This window comes from Kluyvera ascorbata ATCC 33433 (genome assembly GCF_000735365.1).
GTDB classification, from domain to species: Bacteria; Pseudomonadota; Gammaproteobacteria; order Enterobacterales; family Enterobacteriaceae; genus Kluyvera; species Kluyvera ascorbata.
Genome location: NZ_JMPL01000025.1, coordinates 20208 through 46789, shown reverse-complemented (window position 1 = coordinate 46789; position 26582 = coordinate 20208). Strand labels below are relative to the sequence as shown.

The window sequence follows — 26582 nt, the reverse complement described above, 5'->3', positions numbered from 1 at the left end:
AACCACGAAGTGGCGATTTTGCCGCCAGAGCCCGGGGGTGCAGGGGGCGGCGGCGATTGGCCTCCCCCTGCGCGCTCTCTGCGCCGGAACCATTTATATGGCTAGCACTGAAAGAGAGCGCAACGGAGTGATAAACCCAAATAGATCCCCCCTTACCTGATAACCGCCCACAATTGTACGCACAGCAATCAGCTCAAAGAAAAGCCCTACTCAGCAGCCGCCGGCTTCACCCTCACCCCCGCAAACACCATCACCATCGCCCCCACCAGCAGCACCCCGCTCACGGTAAACACACCGCTAGCACCATTAAGATCGAACACCAGCCCGCCACCCGCGGCCCCCGCACTAATAGCCAACTGGATAGAGGCGACCATCAGCCCGCCTGCGCTCTCCGCTTCGTCGGGTACGGTCGTCGCAAGCCAGGTTGACCAACCGACCGGCACCAGCCCAAAGGCAAAGCCCCACAGCGTCACCAGCAGCCCATCCAGCAGTGCCAGATGCCCAAACGCCACCATCAGCAGCGCCAGCACGCCCATGCCAAATGGTACCAGCGCCAACGTCAGACGCAGGTTACGTGCCAGCAGATGCCCGGCAATCGAGGTGCCGACAAAGTTAGCCAGACCAAAGCCCAGCAGGATAAGCGAAATCGTCTCTACGCTGGCGCGGCCTACCGTTTCCAGGAATGGACGCAGGTAGGTGAAGAACGCAAAGTGGCCGCTGAAGATAAAGATGGTGGCCAGCAGCCCGCCAATCATTCCCGGACGACGCAGCACGTGCAGCAACGTACGCAGGCTACCGCCGTTTTCCGGACGCATCGACGGCAGCACCCACAGTTGCCACAGCAATGCCAGCACACCCGGCACCACGCAGAGGATAAACACGTTACGCCAGCCAATCAGGCTGCCGAGAAAACTCCCCAGCGGCGCGGCAACAACGGTGGCGATAGAGACACCGGCAAAGATTATCGACAGCGCCTTCGGCACATCGCGCGCGGGTACCAGGCGCATGGCGGTCGCCGTCGACATCGCCCAGAAACCACCGATTGCCACCCCAAGCAGCAATCGTCCCATCAACAGCACCTGCAACGACGGCGCAAAGGCCACCAACAGGCTGGAGATAATCTGCAAGAACGTGAAGAACATCAGCACCCAACGGCGGTCGATGCTTTTGGTCGCCGAGGTAATCAGCAAGCCGGTCACCAGCGCAACCAGCGCCGTGGCGGTCACCGTCTGCCCGGCAACCCCCTCGGTAACACCCAGGCTTGAGGCCATCGGCGTGAGCAGGCTGGCAGGTAAAAACTCGGCGGTAATCAGCCCAAATACCCCAAGGCCCAGTGACCACACGGCGCGCCAGGCGGGTTTGGCAGGGGCGGACGACTCGCTTTCTGCGACGTATGAATTCATCGGTTAATCTCCGGTTATAAAATTGTGATGTGTGTCGCAAAGCATAGAAAGTTACGTCAGGACGATCTATGATGGATAATCTTCATTTTTTGATAATTCGTCCGGAGTTGCGAAAATGGCCCTGAATGCCCCTGATATGATTAGCGAACTGCTGCGCGGCATGCGTCTCTCCGGCGTCAACTATCGCCGCTTTGAAGCCAGCGCCCCATTTGGCGTGTCGTTCGGTGATGTGCCAGGAAAAGCGCAGTTTCATTTTGTCAGCCGTGGACCGACAATTTTGCGCATGCAGAGCGGCGAGCGCTTTACCCTGAACAGCGGTGACGCGGTGTTTATTCCCAACGGTGAGGGCCATGCCCTGCTCTCTGATGACGCCGCCGCGGTCACGCCCATTACCGATTTTCCCAGCGAGCCTATCTGCAGTGAGGTCTACGATATTCACTGTCAGACCTGCCCGGACGGCGAAAACGTGATTATCTTTACCGGCTGTATGAATTTTGAACTGGGCGGGATGCAGCCGCTTATCAAAGCGATGCCGGAAGTGATGATGGTGAGCAGCCTGATGTCATCGCGACCTGAAATACAGGCGCTGCTTTCCGCGATGGAACGCGAATCATTGGGCCGTCAGGTCGGTTTTGCCGGGATTTTAGCGCGTCTGGCGGACGTAGTGGCCGCGCTGATTGTGCGTGGCTGGGTCGAGAGCGGCTGTGGGAAAGCAACCGGCTGGATTCAGGTACTGCGCGACCCGCGTCTGAGCCGGGCGATTTACGCCATGCACCAGCAGCCGGGCGCTAACTGGAGCGTCGCCGATCTTGCCAAAGAGGCGGGAACGTCGCGATCCGTATTTGCCGAACGTTTTCTTTCCGCAACCGGCACCACTCCGGCGAAATACCTCGGCGAGCTGCGGATGCGGCTTGCTATCCAGTATATCGGTCAGGAACAGCAAACGATTGAAACCGTTGCCCTTCGTCTGGGATACGGTTCAGTCGCCGCCTTTAGCCGGGCGTTCAAGCGGGTGGTTGGCCACTCGCCGGGGACATTACGCGAAGCGCTGCCTGTCCCCGAGGAGGTATAGCCTTCTCGCCTACAGGTAGGTCACATTATCAATCTGGCGCTGCGTTTCATCGTTCAGCCCCTGGATATCAAACCCGGGCATATCGCGAATGAATTCGAGGAACGGAGGCGCAATGCCGAGCAGGTCGAAATCCGCCGCGTGCAGGTGATAGCGGATCGCCTCTTCGTTACCCGCGGCCACCTTTTCAACCCAGTTCGGCTCAATGATTAACTGATGTCCCAGCGCCACAAAATCAATGCCGCTCTGCATCACCTCTTCCGCCTGCTCCGGCGTACGGATATTACCGACGGCAATAATAGGTTTGCACGGACTCACCGCTTTAAGCTGGGTCACAATTGGCGCCGTATTGTGCTTATCGCGCAGGGATGGTCGCCAAACGGAACCTAACGATACGTGAATATAATCCAGCGCCGTCTCCTGCAGTTTCTCGACGAAATAGCGGGTATCGTCGAGGCTAATGCCGGGCTCTTCAATCTCCTCCGGCGACAGGCGATAGCCAACGATGAAATCCGCGCGGCCGTACTGCTGTTTCACCTTCATCACCGCGTCAATAACCGCCATCGGCAGCGCCAGACGTTTATCGAGCGAACCGCCCCATTGGTCGGTACGGCGGTTAGAGTGCGGTGACACAAACTGCTGGAGCAGATAGGTATTCGCGCCGTGCAGTTCAATCCCGTCAAAACCGGCCAGAATGGCGCGGCGGGTCGCTTCGGCAAAATCATTGATGAGGCCGACGACTTCATCACCGCTCAGCTCGCGCGGCGTTTCAGCACCGTGACGCGGCGCAGCGACCGCGCTGGCACTTACCGGCTGGAGACCGCGGGTGATCCACTGATTGGTCATCCGGCCGGCGCTGAAGATTTGCAGAATGGCTTTAGCGCCCCGGGCTTTTATCGCATACGCCAGTTTTGCCAGCCCGGCGATTTTACCGTCATCCTCAACGCCTAATTGCCCTTCAAACCCTTTACCCTCTTTGTTGATATACGCCACCGGGGTAATAAACAGCCCTACGCCACCGGCACGCTGCTGCATATAGTGAATTTCTTCCAGGGTGACGGAGCCATCTTCAAATGACATTTGCTCCGTCATTGGCGGCAGCACCACGCGGTTTTTAATTTCTACGCCATTCGGCAAGGTAATATGTTTAAGAAAACGATAGTCCTTCATGTCTGCTCCACGATGAAAATACTAAGACCGGAATGGTCATCGATGGTGGGCATACTAAAACAAACATTCGGGAATGTGCGTCCCATACCAGGGGCGCACCACGCGCAGAAAAGGCCTACGGAGGGGTAATGCGCTCCCAGGGCGCGCCGAGCGTCTGCCACTCTTCGGCAATCAGGTCGACAAAGCCACGGATGCGCGGAGATAGATAGCGTTTACTGGGATAAATAATGCGTACCGGATCCGGTGGGATCTTAAATTCGGTCAGAATAGCCACCAGCGTGCCTTGTGCCAGCGCCTCGGCGGCAAGGTAGTCCGGCAGTTGAATAATACCAAAACCAGACAGCGCGGAGGAGAGCATCGCCTCCGAGCTATCAATATCAATACGCCCTGGCCCTTCATAGACAAATTCCCCGTCGGGCATCGCATAGCGCCAACTCCTGCGCCGTTCTGCGCTGCGAAAGAAAATGGTATCGTGCTCGCAAAGCGCCTCTGGGGTGGTCGGTATACCGCGGTCAGCAAGATAGCTGGGCGACGCGCAGGTAATCATATGCTGGGTCGCGATGGTACGGGTCAGGATCTGTGAATCCACGCGCGGCGCGCCAATACGAATGGCGATATCAAACCCTTCATCGATGAGATCCACAAAGCGGTCGGTAAACACCACATCGGCACGTAGCGCGGGCGATGCCCGTAAAAAGCGGTCAATAACCGGCAAAATATGGCGCTGCCCCAAGGAAAGTGGTGCGGTTAGCCGTAGCGTCCCGGTCGGTTTTTCACGCCGCAGCGCCATGGCGTCATCTACAGCTTCAAGGTCTTCCAGGATACGTTTGCAGCGCTCATACATAATGCACCCTTCCTCCGTCAAGCTAAGCTGACGCGTGGTGCGGTTGAGCAGCCGCACGCCGAGCTGTGCTTCAAGGCGCGTAATGCTTTTACCAATAGCCGAACGCGACAAACCCACGCTGGCAGTCGCCCGGGTATAGCTGCCAGCATCGACCGCGGCAATAAACGCCGCAATATCACCAATACGGTTGAGTTCCATGCATTCCTCACCTATACGGGAAAAATATTCCCCAAATGCGTGCAGTATAGCGAGCACAAACTTCCCCGGATAGCGACAAAATCAGCGTCCAGAAACTGACAATATTTCGCTGGTGAGTTTGTGCTTTTTACATGGGGCAGCGCCCCCCTGCGGAATGAGAATCGCCTTAATCACATCGTAAAAAATATGGCTATTTTTGATGTTGAGTTGACTCATTGCATCGCGCTTGATGGCGCTGACTCTTTTTTCCGAGCGCCCTGTAATACGGGTTAATAGCTCTGGCTTCATTCCCATACTAAGTGACAGCAGAATAAAGAGTTCATTATCTGACAACGAGAAATAGTGCGCCTGTTCTATTTCCTTGCGAGGTTCCCGACTCTGCACATCTATCAGCACGTGGCTCACGTTGTTTTTAATACTATAAACCACCAGCCCTCGGCATTTGCGCAATAAATAGCCAACAATCAGCGGTGAAACGATCTCCGTGAGTACCATGACGTTCTGGTACAAAAAACGAGCGCTTTCCGCTTTCAGGGCATCAATCGTCTGACGAATATCCAGGTCATTGAGGATGATAATAGAATCTATCGGCGCATTGTTGATTTTATACTGATGCGGTTCTGAAGACGAAAACCTTAATATTTCCTTAATACCATAATTAAGAAATATATTATCACTATAACTGATAACCTCCATTTCACACCACTCTCACTGGTCTTTCTCACTGCAAAATACTAACCAGCACGAAATATTATTACAATAGGTGTCGCCGTCCATTATTGGACTCATCCCCTGCATCTAAAAATAACGATTTCGGACTCTGTTAAAGGATTAGTCTTATTCGATAAAACAAATCAAAAACAATCATTAATATCAGCTATATAATCCAATTTCGGCATGCTATACTCCTTTCATATTACTCACCGAGAAATAATGCATGTCGCAATCAGATGATTTACCTCGTCCATTGCACGCCTTCGAGTTTAGCCAACAAACTAAGCCGCTAAAGGCAATAATGGATTTACATAAAGTACTGGCACCTTTCGGTACGGCCTTTACCCTGAATGCCGGCACTAAAATGTTGCTCAGTAACGATAGGGAAACGGCGTTTATTTTGTTGGTGACGACCGGATGTTTTTCCGTAAGTCACGCGCAGGTTGATTTGCATATGGCGACCGTATTCGCGCCTACCGTCGTAGGACTCATCGACGGTTACAGCCTATATTACGATGTTCAGGCACGCCCACAACACTATATTCGTGCAGAAACAGAATGTACCGGATGGATTATTCCGCTGGATCTCTTTGTTGAGAAGTGTGATGAATTTAATTTATGGCATGATATTGCCCGAATTCTGGCACAGCGCGTGATGGTAATGAGCGCCCGTGACAGTGAACTGGTGGGCAACGATGCCTACAGTAAAATTCGTTCACTGCTCATGGAATTATGGCTGTATCCTGAGGATATACGCCTGCAAATCAAGGTTTCGTCATTTATTCAACGCCGCACCCGAATTTCGCGCAGCCGAATCATGGATGTTCTTGCTGAGTTAAAAAAAGGAAATTATATCGAAATGAAATCAGGCGTACTGATTGCTATGGATAAATTACCTGTCGCGTTCTGATATTATTGGAAACGACGTTCTTCGCTAAATATCCGTTGCGCTTCAGATTTTAACGTTTGGCCGGCAAACGTGTTACCCAAAAATAAATTAATATTGATCAGATTATCGTACATGTCGTCATCAACCCAGATATTTAGCCAGTTTCCCGCCTGGGCGGTGAATGCCAATAACGCCTGCCGGTTGCCGGAATGTTGATATTCCACAATCAATGCCTGTGCACGATCTTTCTTTAACCGCTCGATACCTAACCCCGTCTCATGCAGCATTAACACCTCACGGTAATAGCTGTCGGGCTGCTGCTCAAAATGGGTTAAAACGTCCTGCTGGCGCAGCGCCGCTAAAACCACAAACGCCCACAGACAAACACCGCTCAATATCAGCGCAGAAAACCAGGGAAGCCGTGAAAACGTCAACGTATACGCAGCGTCCTGCTCCGCGCTGGCAAGGCTCAGCAATAAAATAAAGGTCAGCCAGTGCGCGGTCGATTGATAAAACGGGTATTCCACCTGGGTATGGAGCAATAAAGGGAGTAAGCAGCACAGCAGCGACAGCCTTGAGCGGGTGGCTCGCCGTAGCAATATCATCCCGCCCGCCCACGCCATCATCACCAGCCCCAGCAGCGCGATAATCCCCCCCTCCACCCACCAGTAGAGGATTTCATTATGCGGATGCGGGATGACGCGGATGCCGTTGTCAATCGGCACCGCGCGGTCGGCAATAAAGTGGCTAAAGTGCCAGACATAGCTACCATATCCCCAGCCGGAAAAGGGACGCTGTGCAATCATGCGAACGGTTTCGTGCAAAATCATCAGCCGCTGCAACGTGGAGCCTTGATGCCGCGCTAGCGCATCGGCAAGTGAAAGAGGCATCATCAGCGCCCCGACATAGACCCCGACCAGCGGCAACCCCAGCAGCACGCCCCGTCGCCAGCCTGGATTTCCACGCCAGTAGAGACAGGCCATCCCGCCATATACGCCAAGCGCGCTAAGCCAACCAATGCGGGATTGAATCTCGGTTAATGCGCAGAACAACACCACAATCGCCGCGCTGGCCAGCGCCATGCGCCAGGCTTCCAGACGCGGATTCTGACAGCGAAAAGATGGGCAGCCCGAACTATATAGCCACACCGCTGCGCCACAGGCCAGAAAAGAACCCGCCACGTTTCGCTGCTGAAACACGCTAATATTTCCCGGTGACGCCGCCAGTACCTGTTGTTCAAACTGCGGAAGTATGACGGGAAGATGCAGCCCCAGCAGGCTGTAGACCGCTTGTATCATCCCGGCTAGCGCCACCAGATATAGCACTATCTGCCGCTGACGAAGGCTAAAGCGGCAGTTTGTCATCAGTAACAGCAGAAGAACGCCACCCCACAACCCGGCGAAGCGCGGCAGTGCCTCAAGCCGCCAATCCGCGCCTGGACTCCAGGTCATCGGTACGCTCATCAACAGCGCCCCGAACATTATCCACCGGGTGCCCGGCGCCAGAATTACCGTGGTGCGAATCAACGATGACCAACCGCAGCCGAGCATAACCAGCAGGCAAAACCAGACCCACAGCGAGGTCGGCAGTTCGCTGCCGGTACCACCCATATTGGGTATCACCAGATGCATCACGCCGAGGTAAATCACGGCCAACATGACCACTAACATGGTGGAAATCGAATCGGTAACGTCCCTGTTTTGGTTCTCCATCGCCTTACCTCAAGGTCTGCGTCAGTTCGGGCATGACGCGCCCATAATCATTGATAGTTTGCCACTGCACCACGCAGGCACCCGACGCCGGACATTCGCTTTTAGCGGCGGTCGCGAACGGCGCAACCATCCCGGCATTGTCAACCGTGCTGCCGTTCACCCGCAGATTAAACAGCGTGATGTAATAAGGCGTGGGGTTATTTATCTGAATCTGACGCCCCTGCTTTTTCCAGACCAGTTGGCGATAGGCTTCCTCTTCGCGCCCTTTCAGACCTGCCGGGCGATAGAAAAGCTTCATCCGGCTACGAATAGCCACCTGCAACGAGTTTGGTGGTTGCTTTCCCTGCGTTTCTGGAATGCTGGCCACGCTCAGCCAGAACAGACTTTCCCGGTCGGCTGGCAGGTCGCCGCCGATGCGCATAATGCGCACAATATTGCTATGGCCTGGCAGCAGTGGAAACAGGGGCGGCGTAGTCATAAACGGTACGTCATTACCGGCCTGGCCCTGCGCATTCAGCACTTTCGACAGAACCAGATAACGTTGTTGCGCAGTGTTATTCACCGTAAACGTAATACTCGGTTTGTCGGCATCAAAAATAAAACGGGTACCGTCAACGGTGACGCCCGCATGGGCCGCAAAGCAGCAAGCCAGCAGCGCAAAAACGGCCTTTTTCATCACAGAGTCCCTCGCTATTGCCAGGTCAGCGTAAACGTCGCGGTCGCCTTCGCCGTACCGCTGGTCACGCTGTTCGCCGTCGCAATATAGCGGGCGTAAAAAGTAAACTGATTGTCGGTGAGCGTCGGGTCCAGCGCATAACGCGTGGAGGCCTGATTCAGCGGCAGACGAGTGTGATCCGCATTTTGCAGTTCGATACCAATCCCCTGTGCCGCGTCGCTGCCGCTGTCGACAGCCAGCAGGGTTTTATCATCGCTATCCGCCGTGCCGCTGAAAGTAAAATCCACGCCCGTAGCGGCCGCACCGCACTTTTGCAGGTCGATGACAAAGGCCACCGGCTGCGAGCCGCTACCCTGAGTGGCAAACTGTTTCGCGGAAATGTCGCCCAGCGGCACGGTTTGCGCCTGGGAAGAAGGCGCCACGATGCAGGTATTGTCCTGAATCGTGCCGCTGACGTTAACGGTGCCGTCGTGAGCCTGCGCGCCAGCACAGGCCAGCAGGAGAAACATGAGGTTAGCTTTCATTACTGATAACTCAGGTCAAAGTACATGACCGACGACGCGTTACCGGCGGTCACCGGGATTTTCGTCGCCATATAGCGCAGGTAAAAGGTCAACGTATTATCCCCTTCACTCAACGCAAAAGGCTTGCTCTGGCTATTGAGCGGAATCTGCCCGCCATCTTTATCCAGTACCTCCACCCCCACGCCGCTCGCCATATTGCCGCCGCCGCTGGTATCGCTCAGCGCCAATAGCGTTGTGTTATCGGTATCGGCATCGCCGCTGAAGGTAATGGCCCCACCGGCGATTTCCGCCGTGCAGTTATTCAGGGTAATGCTTAACAACGCGTTACCCTGAACGTCACCTACGCTGCTAAAACTGTTGGCGGCAAAATCACCAATGCGGATATTTTTGGTCTGGCTGTTGCTGTCCACGTCGCAGCTGCTGGCATAAATTGACCCGGTAATGTTGACCGTGCCGTCATGGGCCATTGCCGCCAGGCTCAGCGTACTCATCAAAAAAAGACAAAGGCTTTCATCGTCCACTCACTGGTAGGTCACATCGAAATACATCACCGACGAGGCGTTACCGGCGGTGACCGGGATCTTCGTCGCCTGATAGCGCAGGAAAAAGTTCAACGCGTTGTCGTCACCTTCCTGTAGCGTCTGGCTGTCGCTTGCGGTGTTGATGGGCACACTTTTTTTATTACCGTCGAGGATCTCCACGCCGACGCCGGAGGCCATTCCGCCTTTACCGGTGGTGTCGGATAACGCAAGCAGCTTGCTGTTGTCGTTATCCGGCGAACCGCTGAACATCACCGAGGCTCCGGCGATATCGCTGCTACAGTTAGTCAGCCGAATCACCAGGTTAGCCGTCGATGAAACGTCCCCCACCGCATGAAACGCGTTGCTGCTGAAGTTGCCGATAAAAATGGTTTGTGCCGTGTCCGCCGTATCAACATCACAGGTTGCCGCCACGACGGTGCCGCTCATATCAATTTCCACGCCGTTATCCGAGGCATGGCAGGTTGTCATGCAAAGCGCCCATCCTGCCGCCAGCCAGTATTTCTGTTTTCCGCTCATCCTTGTGCCTCAGTTAAAGTCGACCACGATGTAGGCCTGAGCATGGAATACCCCCTGCTGCGGCTTTTTACCGGTAGCGCTGATAGGAAAGACGGTAAACGGCACCGTCGCGGTATAGTTTTCAAGCTGGAACGGGATAGTGCCGGTGTTAGGGGTAATCACATTGCCGAGAATATCGGTGAACTGCACGGCGATATCGCTGTTGTCGCTGGCAATCGCCGTCGGTTCGTTGACGTCAGCCTGCCCCTGGAAACGGAAACTCAGGCTCGCCATTTCGCTCACGCCCCCCGAGCACTTCACCGGCACCTGTTTGCTGACCGGGGTAAACCCTGAGGGTTTTTGCCCTTTGGTTTTAAAGTTGCCGGAGGAGATCGTGCCAAAGTCGATGGTGATAACCTGATTGCTATTCACCTCGCAGCTTTGCGGTACGGTAATCGAGCCACTAAACGAGATGGTATAAACCGGCGTGCCGAACGACGATGTGTTGTTACGGTTGATATAGACGTTAAACAGCCGCGTCTGGGGAATCGTCACGTTGCCAACAAAAGGCTTGGCGATTTTTATCTGCAACGTGATGTCCGAATCCGAGACGGGGAAATTGCAGCCCTTGGAAACGCAGCTGTCCTGGCCCATTTTGGCGTAGTTCGCCGGTGCGTAAATATCCCCGGCAACCGCGTCAGTCACCCGCAGCGCCCCTTCGAGATAATCGTTGAGTGACAGGTATTTCCAGTTGCCAGAGGTTTCGACCACGGGGTAATTCGAAACGTAGGAGCGGTAGGTATAGTTGTTCTTGTTAGAACTCACCTTCGGGCAGATCGCGTGCATATTAATATCGCCAGAACGAACCACCTGAGTGGTTTTCCCCGCCACGTTGGTATCCGCCGTCAGCGACGTGGTGACGTCGAAATTTTCGTTTTGCGTAGACCCAGAAGCATTGGTACAGCTGTCAGATGAGCTGGCAAATGCCGTACTGGCCGCGCCCATCAACACAAGAAAGAACAGAAGATTTTTTATCGTTTTCATGACCGTTTCCACATCGTTAATGGCAGGTTTCAGCAAGTCGATTAAAGGTGTCCATCTGCTCGGCTGATAGCTGCCAGGCCACGGAGCAGCGCTTATCATCACCCTGCCCCCACTGCACCGTCAGGGTGCCAGACTGCGGTAAACCGGAGAGATAGACCTGCCCGTCATCCCCCACCAGGCTGCTCTGCTGGCTATCGTTCACCGTGACCGTCGAACCAAACGGCACCGGTTTGTGGCTGTGGTTGAGCGTCATCAGCACGCGCGCGCCGATGTGGGCATTAAACTCTGCACGCACCATCGCACCCTGGGTGGGTACCACGTTCACCACCGCGTCATCGATGTCGACGTTTTGCCCCATTGAATTCGTGTCCAACGCCACACGGTTCTGCCGATAGGTGGTGGCGTAAGGCACTACCGCATAGCCTCGCCAGTCGGTTTTAATGCCGGTGGTGTTTTCCAGAGCAATACCCGCGGCACCCGGCGCTTTCACCAGAATATTGGTATCGCCCAGCGGTTGGCTGAGGGTGACGCCGTTGCGATGCACCACCACGCCGCCGCTCATACCGTAGTTACGCTGGTGATACCCATCGCTGTAGTTGTAGCCGGCCTTCAGGTTGCCGTAGGTGCCCTGATAGCTAAGGCTGGCGTTACCGCTGTCGCCGGTGCCATGGTTGCCGTAGCTCTCCTGCACGTTGTAGCTCAGGTTGTTTTCAGCAAGCAGCGTGCCGTTGACGCCCGCCGTCTGTGAGGTTTTACCGTGACGGTCGGTACTCATGTTGTACGACGCATTCAGGGTATTTGCCGCGTGGTACACATCGGCGTTTCCGCGCCCGGATAGCCATTCGCCAATAGGGAGCGACACGTTAAAGGCGTAAACCTGGTCGGCCTCGCTCTCCCCAGGCGTTCGGTCATAGTTCCAGCTCAAGCCGTAGGAAATGTCATTCCAGCTACCGTTGTAACCCACCTGGATAAGCCGGTCGGTGTCGTCGGTGTGCCAGTAGCTTTGTTCCGAGCCGGTGACAAAAAGCGATCCGTTATCGCCTACCGACTGCGAAATGTTGATCTGCACCTTGCCTTTCCTGGTGTAGTAGAGATTGTAAAAATCGGTCCAGTCGGGCTTATCCTGCTTGCCGTCATGGTCTTCATCCTGAAAACCGTCGTTACCGGTATAGCCGTCCATATGCTGATAGGTGGTTTCATCAAGGGTATAAAAGCCCTGCGTCGAATAGCGATAGCCCAGCAGTTGGAAGTTGGTGCCGAGCGAGTTCAACGCCTTGGCGTACAGAAAACGTACGGATTGCCCTTCGTGCTGGCTGCCGTCCACCAGCGTACTGTTGGCCTGTGTGATATCCGTCGAGACCGCGCCAAAATCGCCCATATTGAGCCCGATACCCAAGGCAAACGCCCGGTAGTCAGACGATACCTGGCTGCCGCCATAGGCGGTGAAGCCCTTTGGCAACCCCCAGATGATTGTCCCCTGGGTAAAGTTGACCTCATCCTGCTGATCGTTGCTGCTGCGGTATTTCCCGGCGGTCAGCGCATATTTCACGCGCCCTTCACGCTGGAGCAACGGCACCGCCGAATACGGCACCGTGTAGCTATTTTCGCTACCGTCTGTCTCCTGAACCGTCACCTGTAAATCACCGCTTGATGAAGTGGGATAAAGATCGTTAATGGCAAACGCCCCCAGCGACACGTAGGTCTGGTAAATGACGTAACCGTTCTGCTTAATGGTCACTTTGGCGTTGCTACGGGCAATACCGCGCACGGTCGGCGCAAAGCCTTTCAGGCTGTCGGGCAGCATATTGTCGTCAGAGACTATCTGCGCGCCGCGAAAGCCGAGCGAGTCAAACACATCTGATGGCGTATAGCTTTCGCCGAGCGTCAACTCGGCTTTTAAAGGAATAATGGTTCGCTCGGCGTAGGTGCTGATATGCTCCCATTCATTCTGCGAATCCCCCTCGCCGTGGCTGTAGTTCCAGGTCGAATAGTCGCGCAAACGCCAGGCGCCAAGGTTCAGACCACTTTGCAGGTTCAGGTAGTAACTGTCCTGGCTGCTGGTCCCGCCGCTGTTACTGCCGGAAAAGTCATAGTTCAGGGTCATGGCGTTGATTCCCTGATCCCACTGTTCAGGCGGAATATAACCGCGCGCGCTCTGCTGCATTCCGGCCTGCGGGATGCTGACATCCAGCTTCTGGTGTTCAAAATCAAAACGCGTGCTGCCGTCAGGAATGGCGTCAAACGGCACGCACTGGTCCGCCGCGAGCGTTTTAAGCGCCGGGAAGGCGTTCCGGTTAAGCCCCATCGCTTCGAGACGCGTAAGGGTAAAACACGGCGACAGCCCGGTATCGTCCTGGCTTTTTTTATCCGCTTTAAAGTCGACATCTTCGCTGGAAATAAACTGCTGGTTGATATAAATATCAACCCGATATTTCCCCGGGGCCTGTCCATTGCTATTTTCAAAACGCGACAGGTCCGCCACCGCTGAATTATCACCGGATAGAAACGCGGGGTTAAAATAGCTATCCGCATACGCCGTATAGGGAATAGCGCCTAGCGCCGCCGGCAAAATAAAGGTGTAGCCATACTGTCGACGGCGCAAAATTCGCGCAATGGACCGCGTGGCATAACGAATACGATGTGTCATTATTTCGCCGACCTGTCCCACAGATTAGTCCATCACCGCATGCTGTTTAGGCGTATTCGCGCCGTAATCATTTACCGTCTGGAAGCTGATATCACCGTGCGCCGTTGAAGGCACAACGAGGCTGCTCTGCCCTAATGGCGGAACCATCGTGGCAGGAAGCGCTGCGCTACCTTCGGTAAGCTCAACGAGCGTCACGTAATACGGCGTGGGATTTTTTATCGTCAGCTGTGAACCGGTCTGATGAAAACGCAGCTTCGCAGGCGCTTCGGCAGGCGGCATATTTAAGCCTTTCGGGCGGACAAACAGCTTGATGCGGTTCAGGACAGCAATTTGCAGCGTATTTTTATTTTGCGATTCCTTCGTGGCTGCCGGAATGGCTTTGACGTTCATCCAGTACAGGCTTTCGCGGTCTTTGGGCAATGACGCATCCTGGCCGATATACATCACCCGCAGGGTATTTTCTTTTTTCGGTTTAATCACAAACAGCGGCGGCGTCACCACAAAATCGCTGCTCTTTTTGCTATCGGCGTTTTCCACCCACGACTGAATTAAAAAGACGCCCTGGCCGTCGGTATTATTAACCGACAATGAAATTTGCTCGCTGCCCTGAGGATAAATAACCCGCGTGGCACCCAGCGCAATACCGCCGTAGTCGGCAGCCTGGGCAAGCGGCGAGAATAACGGCAGGCTGGCTAACGTCAGCGCCGTCGCCCATAAGCCGGTTCGGGAAAAAATAGACATGAGTTACCTTTTAATAAAATACGCCCGCCGCGGCGGAATAATTACATGTAAGTCAGCGTGAACCAGGTTTGTGCATCCGCCTCACCCGGAGAGACGTTTTCCGCAGTAGCCCGATATTTGGCGACAAAGTTCAGCACGTTGGTGTCATCTTTCAGCGTGGTAAAAAGCTGCGGCGATGTATTAGGGACAATCACACTCCCGCTGCTATCAAAGATGCCGATACCCACATGAGCCGCGCTGCCTGCGCCGCTGGTCACCGCCAGTACGGTTGGATCGCTCTCGTCGGTCACACCGTTAAACGCCACGCCGACCTGCTGGCTAATGGTGATGTCACAGTCCTTTAACACGATGGTGAACGGCTGCGGGTTTCCCCAGGTACCGGTGCCGCTAAACAGGCTGGATCGCACCTGCCCCATGTCCACCGTCTGGGCATCGCTATTGGTATCCACCGCACAGGCGGCTTCCACCACCGCGCCGGTAAAATGCACATCGCCGCCGGGTACGGTCACCACATGGTGATTACCCGCCCAGGCGAGCGGTATCAGGGCATTCAGCAACAGCGCCAGACCCGGTTGCGATAGCTTCATCCCTACTCCTCTTCACAAAATTGCCGTCCGTGGCTTAAGCCATTCCTGAAAAGTTACTGGTAGGTAACGTTAAAGGTCGCCGTCGCGTCGACGTTACCAGCGGTCAGCGTACTGGAGGTGCTGACGTAGTCCGCAGAGAAGCTCATGACGTTATCACCGTCGATAAGCGTGGCGGCTTTAGACTCCTTGCCCAGATCCAGCGCCGTGCCGTCGGTGTCATAAATCTGCACGCCAACCCCCTGCGCCCCGCCCGCACCGGCCATGTTGTCCAGTACACCGGCGCTACCTTCTGCCGCCGCGCCGTTAAAGGTCACCGTTGCCTCGGTAGATACACTGGTGTCGCAGTCGGTCAGCGTGATGCTGAACGGGGTTTTCTGGTTTGCCGCCGTGCCTGCCACCGGTTGATCACCGAAAGCCGCCAGACGAACCTGACCCATATCAACGGTTTTGTTGACGGAGTCTTGCGAAACGGCACAGGCCGCGTTAACCACCGAGCCGGTAAAGTGAACGGAGCCACCGGTCACGGTCGTTGGCCCCGTAGCATCGCTAGAACCGCCCATTGCCATTGCAGACGTCCCTACCATCATTAATGCCAGCGTCAGTCCTTTAACCGTAAAATTTTTCATTCTCATTGCCTTTGGGTTGTAAAATTAATATTTCCCTGATGTTTAAGACAAAATACGGGAACGTTCCCATTTAATAAATTAAATAGTCCGCAAAGTAATTATTGAGTTGGATAATTTTTCTCGCAGCAATCGCTACAAATAATATTCTGTCATCAGATAATCCTCATCCGACGGCGCAGATTATCCACAATACGATTAATGTTTTACAACGCCGTTTTTATCCGATAGTGGACAGTTACTTTTTCCTTCGTTGGTGCTTCATTCGAAGAGTGTGGCGTAACCATTTGTTTTAAATGAAAATAGCAAAACAAAAATTGTTAAATTTACGTGTCATTACCACCTTGGTGGTAATGATGCAATGAAATGGAATAGCGTTTCAGCGGTAGATAATATTTATTTTTTATACCCCCAAAATAAATCTCCTGGGTACAAAATAACAGTAAATAAAAATGCACTTTTTATTTATAAAAATGTCTGTAGGATATTCATAGGAAAAGACTTTTTTACTCGTCGTTTTCTTACTCGTTTAGTCGGGTATTACCGCCTGACGAATGAGGGGATGTACAGGGAAAATGGGGAAACGGCCTTCACGCTGGGCAGGAGAAAGGCCGTTTTTTATCGAAAACTTAAAAATAGCTAATGGTGACTTCGCGAAGTTCAGGATGACCGGGTAACGTTCTCTGACTGACGGAGCCAAGCGACTGCATAAAGCGCGAATCACCGGATGTCGGAACCACCATCCGGTGCGTCTGTTTTTCACCGTTTCGGTAGCAGGTGACCTGTAGGGCTTGTCTCTGGGGCACCGCACTGCAAGCGCCCTCCACGATGCTTCCGATAAAGTGGATTCTTCCCGATGTGGCTCGGTCCTGAGCCTGAGCCATTGTCGATAACGTTAAAGCGGCCAAGGCCAGACAAACTACGCGTGCTGTATTCATTTTAGACCCCACATCCTGTGAGCAATATCGGCAACGCGGAATTATCGCCCTGCCTCCTTTTAATGCCTGTTTCGCAATGAAAAAGTCATCCTGATAACTATAGTTCTCGCCATTTTTATCGGTATCCGTTATTTGTCGTATTTATCTGTTTTATCCGTAATTTTGCGAGCTGTATCATATTAACTTTAAGAATAACCTCACCATAAAAAGACGATAAAACGGCCATTCTGTAGGTATTCCGGATTGCCAACCCGTCACGATATGTTAGGGTAAGGTTATTATTGTTAATTATCTGAGGGAATATTCGCACACCTTTCTTTATTTCCACCTTTTATCCAAGCGGGAATAACCTGTCGTTTCTGGCTTAACACGCGAAAATAACAAGGTCTTATTATGCAAACTACAACAAAAAGCGCCCTTACGCTTGCCGCACTACTTACCTCTTCTACCCTCTATGCCGCAGACCTCCCCGGCAAAGGCATTACGGTGCATCCAGTACAAAGTCCTCTACCGGAAGAGACGTTTCAAACCGAAATTATCAACCGGGCGCTGAAGCAGCTTGGCTACGATGTCGCGCCTATCGAAGAGGTAGAATACAACGTTGCCTATACCTCAATTGCTTCCGGTGACGCCACGTATATGGCGGTCAACTGGATGCCACTGCAGCAGGATATGTATCACGCCAGCGGCGGCGATAAGAAATTCTACCGTCAGGGCACCTATATTAGCGGCGCGGCACAGGGTTATTTGATTGATAAAAAAACCGCCGACAAATATCACATTACCGATATTTCACAGTTGAAAGACCCTAAGCTCGCGCAGCTATTTGACGCCAACGGTGACGGCAAAGCAGATTTAGCAGGCTGTAACCCCGGCTGGGTGTGCGGCTCGGTGATTGATACCCAAATTAAGGCTTACGGCCTTGATAAGACGGTGACGCAAAACCAGGGCAACTATGCGGCGATTATTGCCGATACCCTCTCCCGCTATAAGGCCGGAAAGCCGGTGCTTTACTGGACCTGGACGCCGTATTGGGTCAGCGATGAGCTTAAACCGGGGAAGGATGTAGTGTGGCTGACCGTGCCGTTCTCGGCGAATCCGGGCACGCTTAAGGATTTGAATACCGAACTACCAAACGGCAAGAACTACGGTTTTGCCGTGAACAACGAGTACATCGTCGCCAATAAAGAATGGGCGGCAAAAAACCCGGCGGCGGCGAAGCTGTTTGCGGTGGCGAAACTGCCGCTGGCGGACGTGAACGCCCAGAACCAGCTGATGCATACCGGGAAATCAACACCGGAGGATATTCAAAGCCACGTCGACGGCTGGATTAAGGCCCACCAGGAAACATTTGATGGTTGGATAAAAGAGGCGCTGGCGGCGAAGTAAGCTGCGTTGTGGGAAACCCGGGGTCGGCGTAAACGCCTCGCCCGGGCTACGCCCGATGGTGAGTTTTGCACGATTGTCGCCCAGGCAAGCGCAGCGCCGCCGGGGCGGTACCACGCCTCAAATCACTCCATCACACGCGCACGCTTAATACGGCTCTCTTCGCTGGTTTCAGCCGATTCCACCAGCGCAAAGCTAAAGCTCACTTCGGTATGCGGCTGGTTGATGTTGCGCTCCTGAGAAAGCGCAACGTCGGTGATTTTCACCGGATCGGCAATCAGCTCTTCGCGGGTGGCAAAGGCAAAATCGTCCCACAGGTAGGCATCGCCGTTGAGGTTAATCTGCGTGGTCAGGTGCTTATAGCCCGGTGCCGACACGAAGAAATGAATGTGCGCCGGGCGATTACCGTGACGGCCTAACTGGTTGAGCAGCTTCTGCGTTGGGCCATCCGGCGGGCAGCCGTAGCCGCAAGGCACGATGCTTTGTACCGCGTAGCGCCCATCAGCACCGGTTTCCACGCGACGACGCAGATGATATTCGCTCTGCGACTGGTCAAAGAACGAGTAGCCGCCCAGCGTGTTCGCGTGCCAGATATCGACAATTGCGCCCGCCACCGGTTTTCCCTCAAGGTCGGTCACCTGCCCGTGCAGCCACATCGGCTCGCCCTGCTCGCTGCCGTCATCCATGCGCGCAAACTGCTTGCTGAGCGGGGCGCCCGCCACGTACAGCGGCCCTTCGATGGTGCGCGGCGTGCCCACGTCATTACCGGCGGCGGCCTCTTTTTCATCAGCGCGCATATCCAGATAGTGCTCCAGCCCCAGCCCTGCCGCCAGCAGCGCCGCTTCTTTGCGCTCGCCCAGTTCATTCAGGTAGTTCACCGCCAGCCAGAACTCTTCGTCGGTGATATCAAATTTGCGGATGGTCTGGCACAGGTCGCTCAGCAGCTGATGCATGATAGCCTTAAAGCGCTCGTTGCCCTGCTCGGCGTTCAGGCCGCTGCTGATGGCCAGTAAGGATTCCAGTTCGGTCTGTTTTGCGGGATTAACGGACATTGCGTATTCCTCTTCGTAGGGTAAGGGTTGTTGTTTTAATCAATGGCCGACGGATGTCGGCATAACGGCTGCACGCTGATATCCATGTACGGATACAGCGGCAGCGCGGTTAAGAGGTCGTGGAGTTCCTGGTTATCGGCCACGTCAAAGATGCTGACGTTGGCGTACAGCCCGGCGACGCGCCAGATGTGCAGCCATTTCCCTTCGTGCTGAAGCTGCTGGGCGTAGGCTTTCTCACGGGCCTTGATCGCATCGGCCTCGGCTTTGGGCAACGACGACGGGATATTGACGGTCATTTCAACTTTGAACAGCATCGGGATGTCCTTTTAGTGGCGCGCGTAATAACGCAGTTTGTCGAGGTCAATCTCTACGCCCAATCCCGGCCCCTGCGGCAGCGAAACCTGCCCCTGGCGGAAGTCGAACGGCGTGACCACGATGTCGTCTTTAAGCAGTAGCGGGCCGAACATCTCGGTGCCCCATTGCATCTTTACGGTGGACCAGGCGTGCAGCGAAGCTACCGTGCCGAGCGAGCCTTCCAGCATGGTGCCGCCGTACAGCGCCACGCCCGCCGCCTGTGCGACGTGCGCCAGCTTCAGCGCCTGCGCCGGGCCACCCGCTTTAGCAATCTTCAGCGCATAGGCACCGCTAAAACCGCCGTGCGCCAGAGCAAAACCGTCGTGGCTGGTTGCCACCGCCTCATCGGCGAGAATCGGGACGTCAAAACGCTGGCTCAGGGTAATCAACCCCTCTCTATCCCAAAGTGGGGTTGGCTGTTCGACGAGGTCGATACCACCATCCTGTAGCTGACTCATGCCTTTCACCGCGGTGGTAAAGTCCCACGCCTGGTTAACGTCAACGCGAACGCTGACCTCGTCACCAAGCGCCGCTTTAATCGCCAGCGCGTGGCGGATATCGGTTTTGAGATCCCGGGCACCAATTTTCAGCTTGAAGGTGTCGTGTCGCCCTTCCGCCAGCAGCCGTTTCCCTTCTTCAATATCTTTATCGGTGTCGCCGCTCGCCAACGTCCACAGCACCGGCAGGCGGTCGGTTATCGCCCCGCCGAGCAGCGCGCTCACCGGCAGCCCCAGCAGTTTGCCCTGGGCATCCAGAAACGCGGTTTCCAGCGCCGATTTAGCAAAGGTGTTGCCCTTGACGCTGGCGTTCATTTTCTCGGCCAGCGCCGCTACGCCGCTGAAGGTCTGGCCGCACAGCAGCGGCGACAGGTAGGTTTCAATAGCCGAGCGGATGGCTTCCGGGCTTTCTGCCCCGTAGCTCAGCCCGCCGATGGTGGTGGCTTCACCCCAGCCAACCACGCCCTCGGCGCACTGCATGCGCACGATGGTCAGGGTCTGGCAGCCCATGGTGGCCATCGACAGCTTGTGCGGGCGAATGGTGGGAATATCCACCAGCCAGCAGGTCAGTGATTCAATCGTTAACATCCGTAGCTCCTGCATTGTTGTGTGGTAAAGGGGTTGAAGGCAGGCTTCTCAGGGCAATCCATGCCAGCAGCGCGTAGGCCATCAACAATAAAGAGACCGGCCACGAGGCATCGAAGGCCATCAGCAGCGCCACCGCCAGCATCGGGCCGAGGCCGCCGGAGAAGATGGACCCCACTTCGTGGCCCAGCGCCAGCCCGGAGTAACGCACCCGCACAGGGAAGAGATCGCTCATGATGCACGGCTGAGTGCCAATCATCGCGCCGTGGCACACCGGCAGGCCGAGGAACATCGCCAGCATCACCGCGCCGTAGCTGCCGGTGGAGAGTAGCCAAAAGAAGGGGAACGCCATGACCAACAGGCCAATCACGCCGATGTAGTAAACGGGTTTCAGGCCAATCTTGTCCGACAGCGCGCCCCAGAAGAGGATCGAGAAGAATTCAATCAGCATCGCCAGCGTCACCGCGCTGATAATCTCCCCGGTGCCGATACCAATGTGTTTGGCGTAGACCACCGAGAAGGTGAAGAAAATGTAGGAAGCCCCGTTTTCCGGCAGGCGCAGGGCAATGGCCTGTAACAGCGCTTTCGGGTGTTCGCGTACCAGCACCAGCAGCGGGATCTTTTCGTGTTTGTCTTCCGGCTTTGCCTGCGTAAAGGCTTTGCTCTCGCGAATGTTTTTGCGGATATAAACGCCGACCAGGAAGATGACGATGCTCAGCAAGAACGGCACGCGCCAGCCCCAGCTCAGGAAATCGCTCTCCGGTAACTGCTGGACGAGGTAAAAGGCGAAGGCCGAGAGCACAAAGCCGCCGGAGACGCCCATCTGGCTCCACGCGGTGTAGAAGCCACGGCGCGAGGCCGGTGCGTTTTCACTCAGCATCAGCACGCCGCCGCCCCACTCGCCGCCGGAAGCCACGCCTTGTAAAAAGCGCAGGATGATGAGCGACAGCGGCGCCCAGATGCCTATCTGCGCGTAGGTCGGCAGCAGGCCAATAACAAAGGTCGTCGCCCCCATCAGCGTCAGGGTCATTATCAGCGTCATCTTGCGGCTATAGCGGTCGCCGATATGACCGAACAAGATGCCGCCAAGCGGGCGCGCCAGAAAACCGACCGCGAAGCCGGAAAACGCCAGCAGCGTGCCCTGCAACGGGTCGCCGCCCACCGGGAAGAACAGTGGGCCAAAGACCAGCGCCGCGGCGGTGCCGTAGAGAAAGAAGTCATACCATTCCAGCGCATTACCCAGTACCGACGCGACAACCAGCTTGCGCATTTGCTGCGCGTCCTGGCGGACGGTCGTTGATGTGACGGCAGTTTCAGAAACGACATTGCTCATCCGGCATTCCCCTTTTCGTTATCAGGCTTCCACGTCGCAGCCAACCGTGTGGTAGCGGCGGTTGAAATAGACCAGCCCGCGCGGCTGCTCGCTGACGCGAATCGCCTGCACCCGGCAGTAAAAGACCGAATGGCTGCCCACTTCGTGGCAGTCATCAATCACACAATCGAAGCTCGCCACCGCAGAACTCAGCACCGGCGCGCCGCTGGCCATCACCTGCCAGCTGTCGTGGCAGAAACGCTCTTCGGAGCGCAGGCTGGCGTTGGCAAAAATGCCCGACAGCGCCTGGTGGTCGCTCGACAGCACGTTGACGCACAGCGCGACGTTTTGCTTGAAATGCGCGTGGGCAAAAGAGTTGCGGTTCATGCACACCAGCAGCGTCGGCGGCTGGTCGGTCACGCTACAGACGGCAGAAGCGGTGAAGCCAAATTTACCTGCGGGGCCATCGGTGGTGATCACCGATACCGCGCTGCCCAACTGCGCCATGGCGTTTCGAAACTCGGTTTGCAGAGTCATAGGGAGATCCTCAAAGATCGATTATCAGACGGGCGCTTTTCGCCCGGGAGCAACACAGCAGGATCTGATCGCCATCGGCCTTCTCTTCGTCGGTCAGATAGTGGTCACGATGATCCGGCTCACCTTCCAGCACGTCGGTCAGGCAACTGCCGCAGATCCCCTGTTTACAGGAGACGCAGACCTTGAGCCCCGCTAACGCCAGTGCTTCAACGATGGTCTGGTTTGCCGCTACCTGCACGGTGATGCCGCTGGCGGCTGCCACCACTTCAAACGGCTGACCACCGGTTTCCACCTCGGCGCTAAAGCACTCCTGGTGGATCTGTTCCGGCGCATAGCCCTGGGCAGTGGCCTGCTCGCTGACCGCATCCATCAGCCGTGTCGGACCGCAGACGTAGACGTGGGTGCCAGCAGGCACGTCGCACAGCACCGCATCAAGATTAATGCGCTGTTCATCGCTGAAGTGCAGATGCACCTGCGGGGCGTAGGCCGACGCCGTCAACTGGGCGACAAACGCCGCCTGTGCACGGCTTCGCGCACAATAATGCAGGCTGAAAGCGCGCCCGGCCGCCATCAGCTCCGCCGCCATCGCCAGCATCGGCGTAATACCGATACCGCCGCCGATAAGCAGGCTGAAGCTCGCCTTTTCATCCAGTGCAAACAGGTTGCGCGGCTCGCTGACCTGAATCTCATCGCCTTCCTGTAGCCTGTGAACGGCAAGCGAGCCGCCTTTGGACTGGCTATCTTTCAGCACGCCAAGCTGGTAGTGATTGAGTTCGCACGGATCGCCGCACAGCGAGTACGGGCGCACCAGATCCTCGCCCAGATGCAAGTCGATATGCGCCCCGGCGGTAAACGCGGGCAGCGCAGTACCGTCGGCTTTCGCCAGCGTCAGAAGCACCACCTCACCCTGAAGCTCGCGACGAATAACCTGTAATGTCAGCATCGATGGCCCCTTAACGCATAAACAGCCCGCCGTTAATGTCCCAGGTGGCCCCGGTGACAAACGACGATGTTTGGGAAGCCAGCAGGGCCACGGCCTGAGCGACAAATGCCGCGTCGCCAAGCTCACCTACCGGGATCATCTGTAACAGGCCGGGCATCTTCTCTTCCGGCACCAGCGCATGCACCGTCGGCAGGTCCATCGGCCCCGGTGCAATGGCGTTAACCGTCACGCCGGATTTCGCCAGCTCGCGGGCAAAGACTTTGGTCAGCGTCAGAATGCCGCCTTTTGACGCCGCATAGTGCGCCCCGGAGGCGGTGCCGCCGTTCTGCCCGGCGAGCGACGCCAGGTTGATGATGCGACCGTAGCCGCGACGGGCGAAGTAGCGCCCCATCGTCTGGCAGCCAACAAAGGTGCCGCGCAGGTTGGTGGAAATCACCTGGTCAAACTCTTCGGCGGTAATGTCCATTACCGGGGTGGCGAGCGTCAGCGCGGCGTTGTTGACCAGTACCTGAAGGCTGCCGAAACGTTCGATGGTCGCCGTCAGCGCACGGTCAAAGGCTTCCGGCTGGCGGATATCCAGCCCCAGCGCCAGGACTTTGCCTTCGCCGTTATCCAGGTTTGCGGCAGCCGCTTCGGCGCGGGCGGCGTCAACATCGGTCAGCACCACCTGAAAGCCCTCGGCCAGCAGATGAGCGGCAATCACGTTGCCGAGACCGGAAGCCGCTCCGGTTACTAATACGGTTTGCGTCATAAACGGTTCCTTACAGGATGTAGCCGATGCTGTGCAGCACATCGTCGCTGTTGACCAGGCGAATCACCTTCTGCGTGATACGCCAGCCGCTTTCCTGCGGGCGCAGACGCCAGGTAATGTCGGCGGCGTAGTGGCGGCTGTGGCCTTTACGGTGCTCCCACAGCGACTGTGCGCCGCGCACCACCACTTCGTTTTCGCTGGCCTCCAGCAGACGGAAGCGCGACAGCGTGCGCAGCGTTCTGGCGCGCGGCGTGGTGGAAATGGACTCGCCGCTGTAGAGACGCTTCACGCGCTTAGCGCGCATTTCGTGATCGTCACAGGCGTAGTTGAGCGTGTTTTTAAAGTCGGTTTCGGTCGGATCGATCGGCACTACGTACAGGCCGTCGTGCTGCCAGAGATCCAGCCACGCATCGAACTCGCCCTGATCCAGCAGGTCGCCCTCGAGGTTGATAACCGCGATGGCGTTAAACAGTACAGATTCAGCGGTCGTCATTTATTCCATCTCCGTCATCAGTTTTTTCCACTGCTGGTAGGCCGCACGCATGCCGGTTTCAGCGCTAACGTCGCTACGCCAGCCGTCGTCGGTGCGGTATTCCCCCGCCAGGCCACGGTTGAGCATGATCCACAGGTCGTCACCGGCGGTGGCTCCGCGCTGTACGCGCTCCCATGCTTCCGAGTCGTCCGGCGTACCGAAGCCCATCGGCCCCTGGAAGTGTTCGTGCAGACGTAGACGCGCCTGGTTAGCGATTTCCGGGCCACCGTCCATGGTGATCACCGCATGGTGAATTTCGGTTTCATTTACCGACACCGGCTGCAGGACGCGGAAGAAAGCCATCGAGCAGGCAATGTTCGGGAAAATATTGAGGTTGAAGCCGGAGCCGCCGACCGCGCGGACGATGCGGCGTACCTGATCTTCGTCATGATCGGCGCGCAGGGCGTCGGCCAGTTCGGTAAAGCGTTCAGGGATTGGCGCATCAAGGTTGGCTTCCAGATCCACCAGCTCCGGGATCATCACCATCACGCTATGGCCGTTGCCAAGGTCTTCGACGTAACCGCTGCCGTCGACGAAGTTGAGCATCTCCTCGGTCTGCTTATCGACCGAGCTTAAAAACGAACGGTGCACCACCGGGAAGTGGTAGCCGTCGGTGGTGTTTTCGAGCTGGATTTTCCAGTTGCCCGGGAAGCGGAAACGGTGTGCCGGGCCGGTTTTGATCGGGTAGCCCGCGCCCTGCTTCATAAACAGATCCATCCACTTTTTCGCCGCGCCGAGGAAATCTTCCAGCGGTTCAATGTGGTCGTTAAAGGTGGCGAAAATCATGCCCGCGTACTGTTCGGTGCGCAGGGACACCAGCCCCAGTTCGCCCTTTTCTAACTGGTCGGCATAGCTTTCCGGGTGCGGCACGCCGCGCAGGCTGCCGTCCAGCGCATAGCCCCAGCCGTGGTACGGGCAGACAAAGCTGTTAGTTTTGCCGCTGCGATGTTCACAGACGGTGGCCGCGCGATGGCGACAGCGGTTAAGCAGCGTGTGGACGTTGCCTTTACGGTCGCGCACCACAATCACCGGCTGGGTGCCAATTTCAGTCGTTTTGAAGCTGCCGGTCTCCGGAATTTCGCTGGCGTGCGCCACCCAAACCCAGGTTTTACCGAACACGCGATCCAGCTCCAGATTGAACAGTTCTTCAGAGGTGTACAGCGAGGTGTGTACACGGTCGTGCTGTACCAGCGAGGCAAGCGCTTCGCGGCTCGGCGCGTTCGGCATCGTGGTATCGATATTCTTCACATTAATCAGGTGGTCACACTGCATGTCCATTCTCCTGCACGTCTTCGACGGTCTGATTTTGGTCCGGCACCGGGAGCGTATCCTCGGCGTGCCAGTGGCTTACGGGTCGGCTAAACAGGTTGCGGGTGGTGAAATGGTGCATCACCATCTCCCCCGCTTCGCGCCGGAAGGTGACGTTTAATTCGGCGGCGTTGAGGTGCGCGCCGCCCGCGCTGAAGGCCGACGTTTGCAGCATCAGCCAGCGGCCCTGTACCTCTCCGCCTGCTGCGTTCGTCAGCGCCTCTGAACAGAGAAAGTGCGCGTTCATGGCAAAGTGCGCGGGCTGGCGGACGTAGCCCGCCATCATCGCGATAATCGCCGCGCGTCCCTGATGACGCCCCAGTCGCGCGGCGTAGGGTTCGCCCACGCCTTGCCAGCAGGCGTCGACAGAGAACAGCGCGCCAATGGCCTGTACCGTGTCGAGTGCATCCAGCCGGTCGCACAGGTACATGTAGTGGCTGATACACACCCGCGCGGCCTGCTGGTCTTCGAGCTGCTGGAGGCGCAGCGCATCCTGAGAGGTCATCATC

At 56.1% G+C, this 26582-nt stretch carries 28 protein-coding genes; 4 read left to right on the top strand and 24 right to left on the bottom strand.

Annotated elements, in window-relative coordinates:
• Window positions 1-206: 206 nt before the first annotated feature.
• The gene (locus GKAS_RS08900; RefSeq protein WP_035893565.1) at window positions 207-1403 is read right to left on the bottom strand and encodes an MFS transporter; all 1197 of its coding nucleotides are present in this window, start codon (window positions 1401-1403) and stop codon (window positions 207-209) included.
• 115 nt (window positions 1404-1518) lie between these two features.
• Between GKAS_RS08900 and GKAS_RS08895 the strand changes: the two genes are divergently transcribed.
• Window positions 1519-2475, top strand: a complete 957-nt coding sequence (locus GKAS_RS08895; RefSeq protein ID WP_035893564.1) for an AraC family transcriptional regulator — start codon at window positions 1519-1521, stop codon at window positions 2473-2475.
• 9 nt (window positions 2476-2484) lie between these two features.
• Here the strand turns inward: GKAS_RS08895 and GKAS_RS08890 are convergent, their stop codons facing one another.
• From GKAS_RS08890 to GKAS_RS08880, 3 genes are all read right to left on the bottom strand, one after another.
• Complete coding sequence (locus tag GKAS_RS08890) at window positions 2485-3642, bottom strand: NADH-dependent flavin oxidoreductase (protein ID WP_035893563.1); 1158 nt, start codon at window positions 3640-3642, stop codon at window positions 2485-2487.
• Window positions 3643-3757: 115 nt separating this feature from the next.
• The gene (locus GKAS_RS08885; RefSeq protein ID WP_035893561.1) at window positions 3758-4684 is read right to left on the bottom strand and encodes a LysR family transcriptional regulator; all 927 of its coding nucleotides are present in this window, start codon (window positions 4682-4684) and stop codon (window positions 3758-3760) included.
• A gap of 81 nt (window positions 4685-4765) precedes the next feature.
• Window positions 4766-5380 carry a hypothetical protein gene (locus tag GKAS_RS08880; RefSeq protein WP_035893559.1) on the bottom strand — a complete coding sequence of 205 codons (615 nt, stop codon included), beginning with the start codon at window positions 5378-5380 and terminating at the stop codon, window positions 4766-4768.
• A gap of 241 nt (window positions 5381-5621) precedes the next feature.
• Between GKAS_RS08880 and GKAS_RS08875 the strand changes: the two genes are divergently transcribed.
• The gene (locus GKAS_RS08875; RefSeq protein ID WP_035893557.1) at window positions 5622-6308 is read left to right on the top strand and encodes a helix-turn-helix domain-containing protein; all 687 of its coding nucleotides are present in this window, start codon (window positions 5622-5624) and stop codon (window positions 6306-6308) included.
• A 2-nt stretch (window positions 6309-6310) separates the two neighbouring features.
• Here the strand turns inward: GKAS_RS08875 and GKAS_RS08870 are convergent, their stop codons facing one another.
• The 10 genes from GKAS_RS08870 to GKAS_RS08825 are packed head-to-tail and all read right to left on the bottom strand — an operon-like array spanning window position 6311 to window position 15881.
• Window positions 6311-7999 carry a PglL family O-oligosaccharyltransferase gene (locus GKAS_RS08870; RefSeq protein WP_051910742.1) on the bottom strand — a complete coding sequence of 563 codons (1689 nt, stop codon included), beginning with the start codon at window positions 7997-7999 and terminating at the stop codon, window positions 6311-6313.
• Between the two features lie 4 nt (window positions 8000-8003).
• Window positions 8004-8675 carry a fimbrial biogenesis chaperone gene (locus GKAS_RS08865; protein ID WP_035893555.1) on the bottom strand — a complete coding sequence of 224 codons (672 nt, stop codon included), beginning with the start codon at window positions 8673-8675 and terminating at the stop codon, window positions 8004-8006.
• Between the two features lie 14 nt (window positions 8676-8689).
• On the bottom strand, window positions 8690-9199 hold the full coding sequence (locus GKAS_RS08860) for a fimbrial protein (RefSeq protein ID WP_035893553.1): 510 nt from the start codon (window positions 9197-9199) through the stop codon (window positions 8690-8692).
• Window positions 9199-9690 carry a fimbrial protein gene (locus GKAS_RS08855; protein ID WP_051910740.1) on the bottom strand — a complete coding sequence of 164 codons (492 nt, stop codon included), beginning with the start codon at window positions 9688-9690 and terminating at the stop codon, window positions 9199-9201. The genes GKAS_RS08860 and GKAS_RS08855 overlap by 1 nt, the downstream gene beginning before the upstream one ends.
• Window positions 9691-9720: 30 nt before the next feature.
• Window positions 9721-10257 carry a fimbrial protein gene (locus GKAS_RS08850; RefSeq protein WP_035893551.1) on the bottom strand — a complete coding sequence of 179 codons (537 nt, stop codon included), beginning with the start codon at window positions 10255-10257 and terminating at the stop codon, window positions 9721-9723.
• A 9-nt stretch (window positions 10258-10266) separates the two neighbouring features.
• A complete protein-coding gene (locus GKAS_RS08845) occupies window positions 10267-11280 on the bottom strand; it encodes a fimbrial protein (protein ID WP_051910739.1) in 1014 nt (337 codons plus the stop codon).
• 16 nt (window positions 11281-11296) lie between these two features.
• Window positions 11297-13927, bottom strand: a complete 2631-nt coding sequence (locus GKAS_RS08840) for a fimbrial biogenesis usher protein (RefSeq protein ID WP_035893549.1) — start codon at window positions 13925-13927, stop codon at window positions 11297-11299.
• Window positions 13928-13951: 24 nt separating this feature from the next.
• Window positions 13952-14668: a fimbria/pilus periplasmic chaperone gene (locus GKAS_RS08835; protein ID WP_035893547.1), complete on the bottom strand. Its 717-nt coding sequence runs from the start codon at window positions 14666-14668 to the stop codon at window positions 13952-13954.
• A 41-nt stretch (window positions 14669-14709) separates the two neighbouring features.
• Complete coding sequence (locus tag GKAS_RS08830; RefSeq protein ID WP_035893545.1) at window positions 14710-15255, bottom strand: fimbrial protein; 546 nt, start codon at window positions 15253-15255, stop codon at window positions 14710-14712.
• A gap of 53 nt (window positions 15256-15308) precedes the next feature.
• Window positions 15309-15881 carry a fimbrial protein gene (locus GKAS_RS08825; protein ID WP_035893543.1) on the bottom strand — a complete coding sequence of 191 codons (573 nt, stop codon included), beginning with the start codon at window positions 15879-15881 and terminating at the stop codon, window positions 15309-15311.
• Between the two features lie 358 nt (window positions 15882-16239).
• Between GKAS_RS08825 and GKAS_RS24810 the strand changes: the two genes are divergently transcribed.
• Together GKAS_RS24810 and proX are read left to right on the top strand one after the other, a co-directional pair.
• Window positions 16240-16521: a hypothetical protein gene (locus GKAS_RS24810; RefSeq protein WP_147281556.1), complete on the top strand. Its 282-nt coding sequence runs from the start codon at window positions 16240-16242 to the stop codon at window positions 16519-16521.
• A 688-nt stretch (window positions 16522-17209) separates the two neighbouring features.
• Window positions 17210-18205 (top strand): glycine betaine/L-proline ABC transporter substrate-binding protein ProX, encoded by a 996-nt coding sequence (gene proX / locus GKAS_RS08820; RefSeq protein ID WP_035893541.1) that lies wholly within the window; start codon window positions 17210-17212, stop codon window positions 18203-18205.
• 122 nt (window positions 18206-18327) lie between these two features.
• Here proX and catA read toward each other — a convergent pair whose 3' ends face one another.
• Genes catA through GKAS_RS08770 form a run of 10 tightly spaced genes read right to left on the bottom strand, consistent with a single transcriptional unit; the run spans window position 18328 to window position 26581 of the window.
• Window positions 18328-19254 carry a catechol 1,2-dioxygenase gene (gene catA / locus GKAS_RS08815; RefSeq protein ID WP_035893539.1) on the bottom strand — a complete coding sequence of 309 codons (927 nt, stop codon included), beginning with the start codon at window positions 19252-19254 and terminating at the stop codon, window positions 18328-18330.
• A 35-nt stretch (window positions 19255-19289) separates the two neighbouring features.
• Complete coding sequence (catC, locus tag GKAS_RS08810) at window positions 19290-19568, bottom strand: muconolactone Delta-isomerase (protein ID WP_035893537.1); 279 nt, start codon at window positions 19566-19568, stop codon at window positions 19290-19292.
• A gap of 12 nt (window positions 19569-19580) precedes the next feature.
• Window positions 19581-20693, bottom strand: coding sequence for a muconate/chloromuconate family cycloisomerase (locus GKAS_RS08805; protein ID WP_035893572.1), 1113 nt, complete (start codon window positions 20691-20693; stop codon window positions 19581-19583).
• The gene (locus GKAS_RS08800; RefSeq protein ID WP_035893536.1) at window positions 20680-22023 is read right to left on the bottom strand and encodes an MFS transporter; all 1344 of its coding nucleotides are present in this window, start codon (window positions 22021-22023) and stop codon (window positions 20680-20682) included. The genes GKAS_RS08805 and GKAS_RS08800 overlap by 14 nt, the downstream gene beginning before the upstream one ends.
• A gap of 21 nt (window positions 22024-22044) precedes the next feature.
• Window positions 22045-22539, bottom strand: a complete 495-nt coding sequence (locus GKAS_RS08795) for a flavin reductase (RefSeq protein WP_035893534.1) — start codon at window positions 22537-22539, stop codon at window positions 22045-22047.
• Window positions 22540-22549: 10 nt separating this feature from the next.
• Window positions 22550-23482 (bottom strand): PDR/VanB family oxidoreductase, encoded by a 933-nt coding sequence (locus GKAS_RS08790; RefSeq protein ID WP_035893532.1) that lies wholly within the window; start codon window positions 23480-23482, stop codon window positions 22550-22552.
• 10 nt (window positions 23483-23492) lie between these two features.
• Window positions 23493-24233 (bottom strand): SDR family NAD(P)-dependent oxidoreductase, encoded by a 741-nt coding sequence (locus GKAS_RS08785; protein ID WP_035893530.1) that lies wholly within the window; start codon window positions 24231-24233, stop codon window positions 23493-23495.
• 10 nt (window positions 24234-24243) lie between these two features.
• Window positions 24244-24726, bottom strand: a complete 483-nt coding sequence (locus tag GKAS_RS08780) for an aromatic-ring-hydroxylating dioxygenase subunit beta (RefSeq protein WP_035893528.1) — start codon at window positions 24724-24726, stop codon at window positions 24244-24246.
• Window positions 24727-26037: an aromatic ring-hydroxylating oxygenase subunit alpha gene (locus GKAS_RS08775; RefSeq protein WP_035893526.1), complete on the bottom strand. Its 1311-nt coding sequence runs from the start codon at window positions 26035-26037 to the stop codon at window positions 24727-24729.
• A complete protein-coding gene (locus tag GKAS_RS08770; protein ID WP_246870727.1) occupies window positions 26027-26581 on the bottom strand; it encodes a nuclear transport factor 2 family protein in 555 nt (184 codons plus the stop codon). The genes GKAS_RS08775 and GKAS_RS08770 overlap by 11 nt, the downstream gene beginning before the upstream one ends.
• Window position 26582 lies beyond the last annotated feature (1 nt).

Excerpts from the sequence above, each read along its gene's own strand:
- GKAS_RS08860 (WP_035893553.1), bottom strand. The coding sequence starts at position 9,199 with ATGAAAGCTAACCTCATGTTTCTCCTGCTGGCCTGTGCTGGCGCGCAG.
- GKAS_RS08890 (WP_035893563.1), bottom strand. The coding sequence starts at position 3,642 with ATGAAGGACTATCGTTTTCTTAAACATATTACCTTGCCGAATGGCGTA.
- GKAS_RS08895 (WP_035893564.1), top strand. The coding sequence starts at position 1,519 with ATGGCCCTGAATGCCCCTGATATGATTAGCGAACTGCTGCGCGGCATG.
- GKAS_RS08825 (WP_035893543.1), bottom strand. The coding sequence starts at position 15,881 with ATGAAAAATTTTACGGTTAAAGGACTGACGCTGGCATTAATGATGGTA.
- GKAS_RS08885 (WP_035893561.1), bottom strand. The coding sequence starts at position 4,684 with ATGGAACTCAACCGTATTGGTGATATTGCGGCGTTTATTGCCGCGGTC.
- proX (WP_035893541.1), top strand. The coding sequence starts at position 17,210 with ATGCAAACTACAACAAAAAGCGCCCTTACGCTTGCCGCACTACTTACC.
- GKAS_RS08850 (WP_035893551.1), bottom strand. The coding sequence starts at position 10,257 with ATGAGCGGAAAACAGAAATACTGGCTGGCGGCAGGATGGGCGCTTTGC.
- GKAS_RS08805 (WP_035893572.1), bottom strand. The coding sequence starts at position 20,693 with ATGTTAACGATTGAATCACTGACCTGCTGGCTGGTGGATATTCCCACC.
- GKAS_RS24810 (WP_147281556.1), top strand. The coding sequence starts at position 16,240 with ATGAAATGGAATAGCGTTTCAGCGGTAGATAATATTTATTTTTTATAC.
- GKAS_RS08790 (WP_035893532.1), bottom strand. The coding sequence starts at position 23,482 with ATGCTGACATTACAGGTTATTCGTCGCGAGCTTCAGGGTGAGGTGGTG.
- GKAS_RS08845 (WP_051910739.1), bottom strand. The coding sequence starts at position 11,280 with ATGAAAACGATAAAAAATCTTCTGTTCTTTCTTGTGTTGATGGGCGCG.
- GKAS_RS08900 (WP_035893565.1), bottom strand. The coding sequence starts at position 1,403 with ATGAATTCATACGTCGCAGAAAGCGAGTCGTCCGCCCCTGCCAAACCC.
- GKAS_RS08770 (WP_246870727.1), bottom strand. The coding sequence starts at position 26,581 with ATGATGACCTCTCAGGATGCGCTGCGCCTCCAGCAGCTCGAAGACCAG.
- GKAS_RS08880 (WP_035893559.1), bottom strand. The coding sequence starts at position 5,380 with ATGGAGGTTATCAGTTATAGTGATAATATATTTCTTAATTATGGTATT.
- GKAS_RS08830 (WP_035893545.1), bottom strand. The coding sequence starts at position 15,255 with ATGAAGCTATCGCAACCGGGTCTGGCGCTGTTGCTGAATGCCCTGATA.
- GKAS_RS08875 (WP_035893557.1), top strand. The coding sequence starts at position 5,622 with ATGTCGCAATCAGATGATTTACCTCGTCCATTGCACGCCTTCGAGTTT.
- GKAS_RS08840 (WP_035893549.1), bottom strand. The coding sequence starts at position 13,927 with ATGACACATCGTATTCGTTATGCCACGCGGTCCATTGCGCGAATTTTG.
- GKAS_RS08775 (WP_035893526.1), bottom strand. The coding sequence starts at position 26,037 with ATGCAGTGTGACCACCTGATTAATGTGAAGAATATCGATACCACGATG.
- GKAS_RS08795 (WP_035893534.1), bottom strand. The coding sequence starts at position 22,539 with ATGACTCTGCAAACCGAGTTTCGAAACGCCATGGCGCAGTTGGGCAGC.
- GKAS_RS08785 (WP_035893530.1), bottom strand. The coding sequence starts at position 24,233 with ATGACGCAAACCGTATTAGTAACCGGAGCGGCTTCCGGTCTCGGCAAC.
- GKAS_RS08835 (WP_035893547.1), bottom strand. The coding sequence starts at position 14,668 with ATGTCTATTTTTTCCCGAACCGGCTTATGGGCGACGGCGCTGACGTTA.
- GKAS_RS08855 (WP_051910740.1), bottom strand. The coding sequence starts at position 9,690 with ATGAGTACGCTGAGCCTGGCGGCAATGGCCCATGACGGCACGGTCAAC.
- GKAS_RS08800 (WP_035893536.1), bottom strand. The coding sequence starts at position 22,023 with ATGAGCAATGTCGTTTCTGAAACTGCCGTCACATCAACGACCGTCCGC.
- GKAS_RS08865 (WP_035893555.1), bottom strand. The coding sequence starts at position 8,675 with ATGAAAAAGGCCGTTTTTGCGCTGCTGGCTTGCTGCTTTGCGGCCCAT.
- catC (WP_035893537.1), bottom strand. The coding sequence starts at position 19,568 with ATGCTGTTCAAAGTTGAAATGACCGTCAATATCCCGTCGTCGTTGCCC.
- catA (WP_035893539.1), bottom strand. The coding sequence starts at position 19,254 with ATGTCCGTTAATCCCGCAAAACAGACCGAACTGGAATCCTTACTGGCC.
- GKAS_RS08870 (WP_051910742.1), bottom strand. The coding sequence starts at position 7,999 with ATGGAGAACCAAAACAGGGACGTTACCGATTCGATTTCCACCATGTTA.
- GKAS_RS08780 (WP_035893528.1), bottom strand. The coding sequence starts at position 24,726 with ATGACGACCGCTGAATCTGTACTGTTTAACGCCATCGCGGTTATCAAC.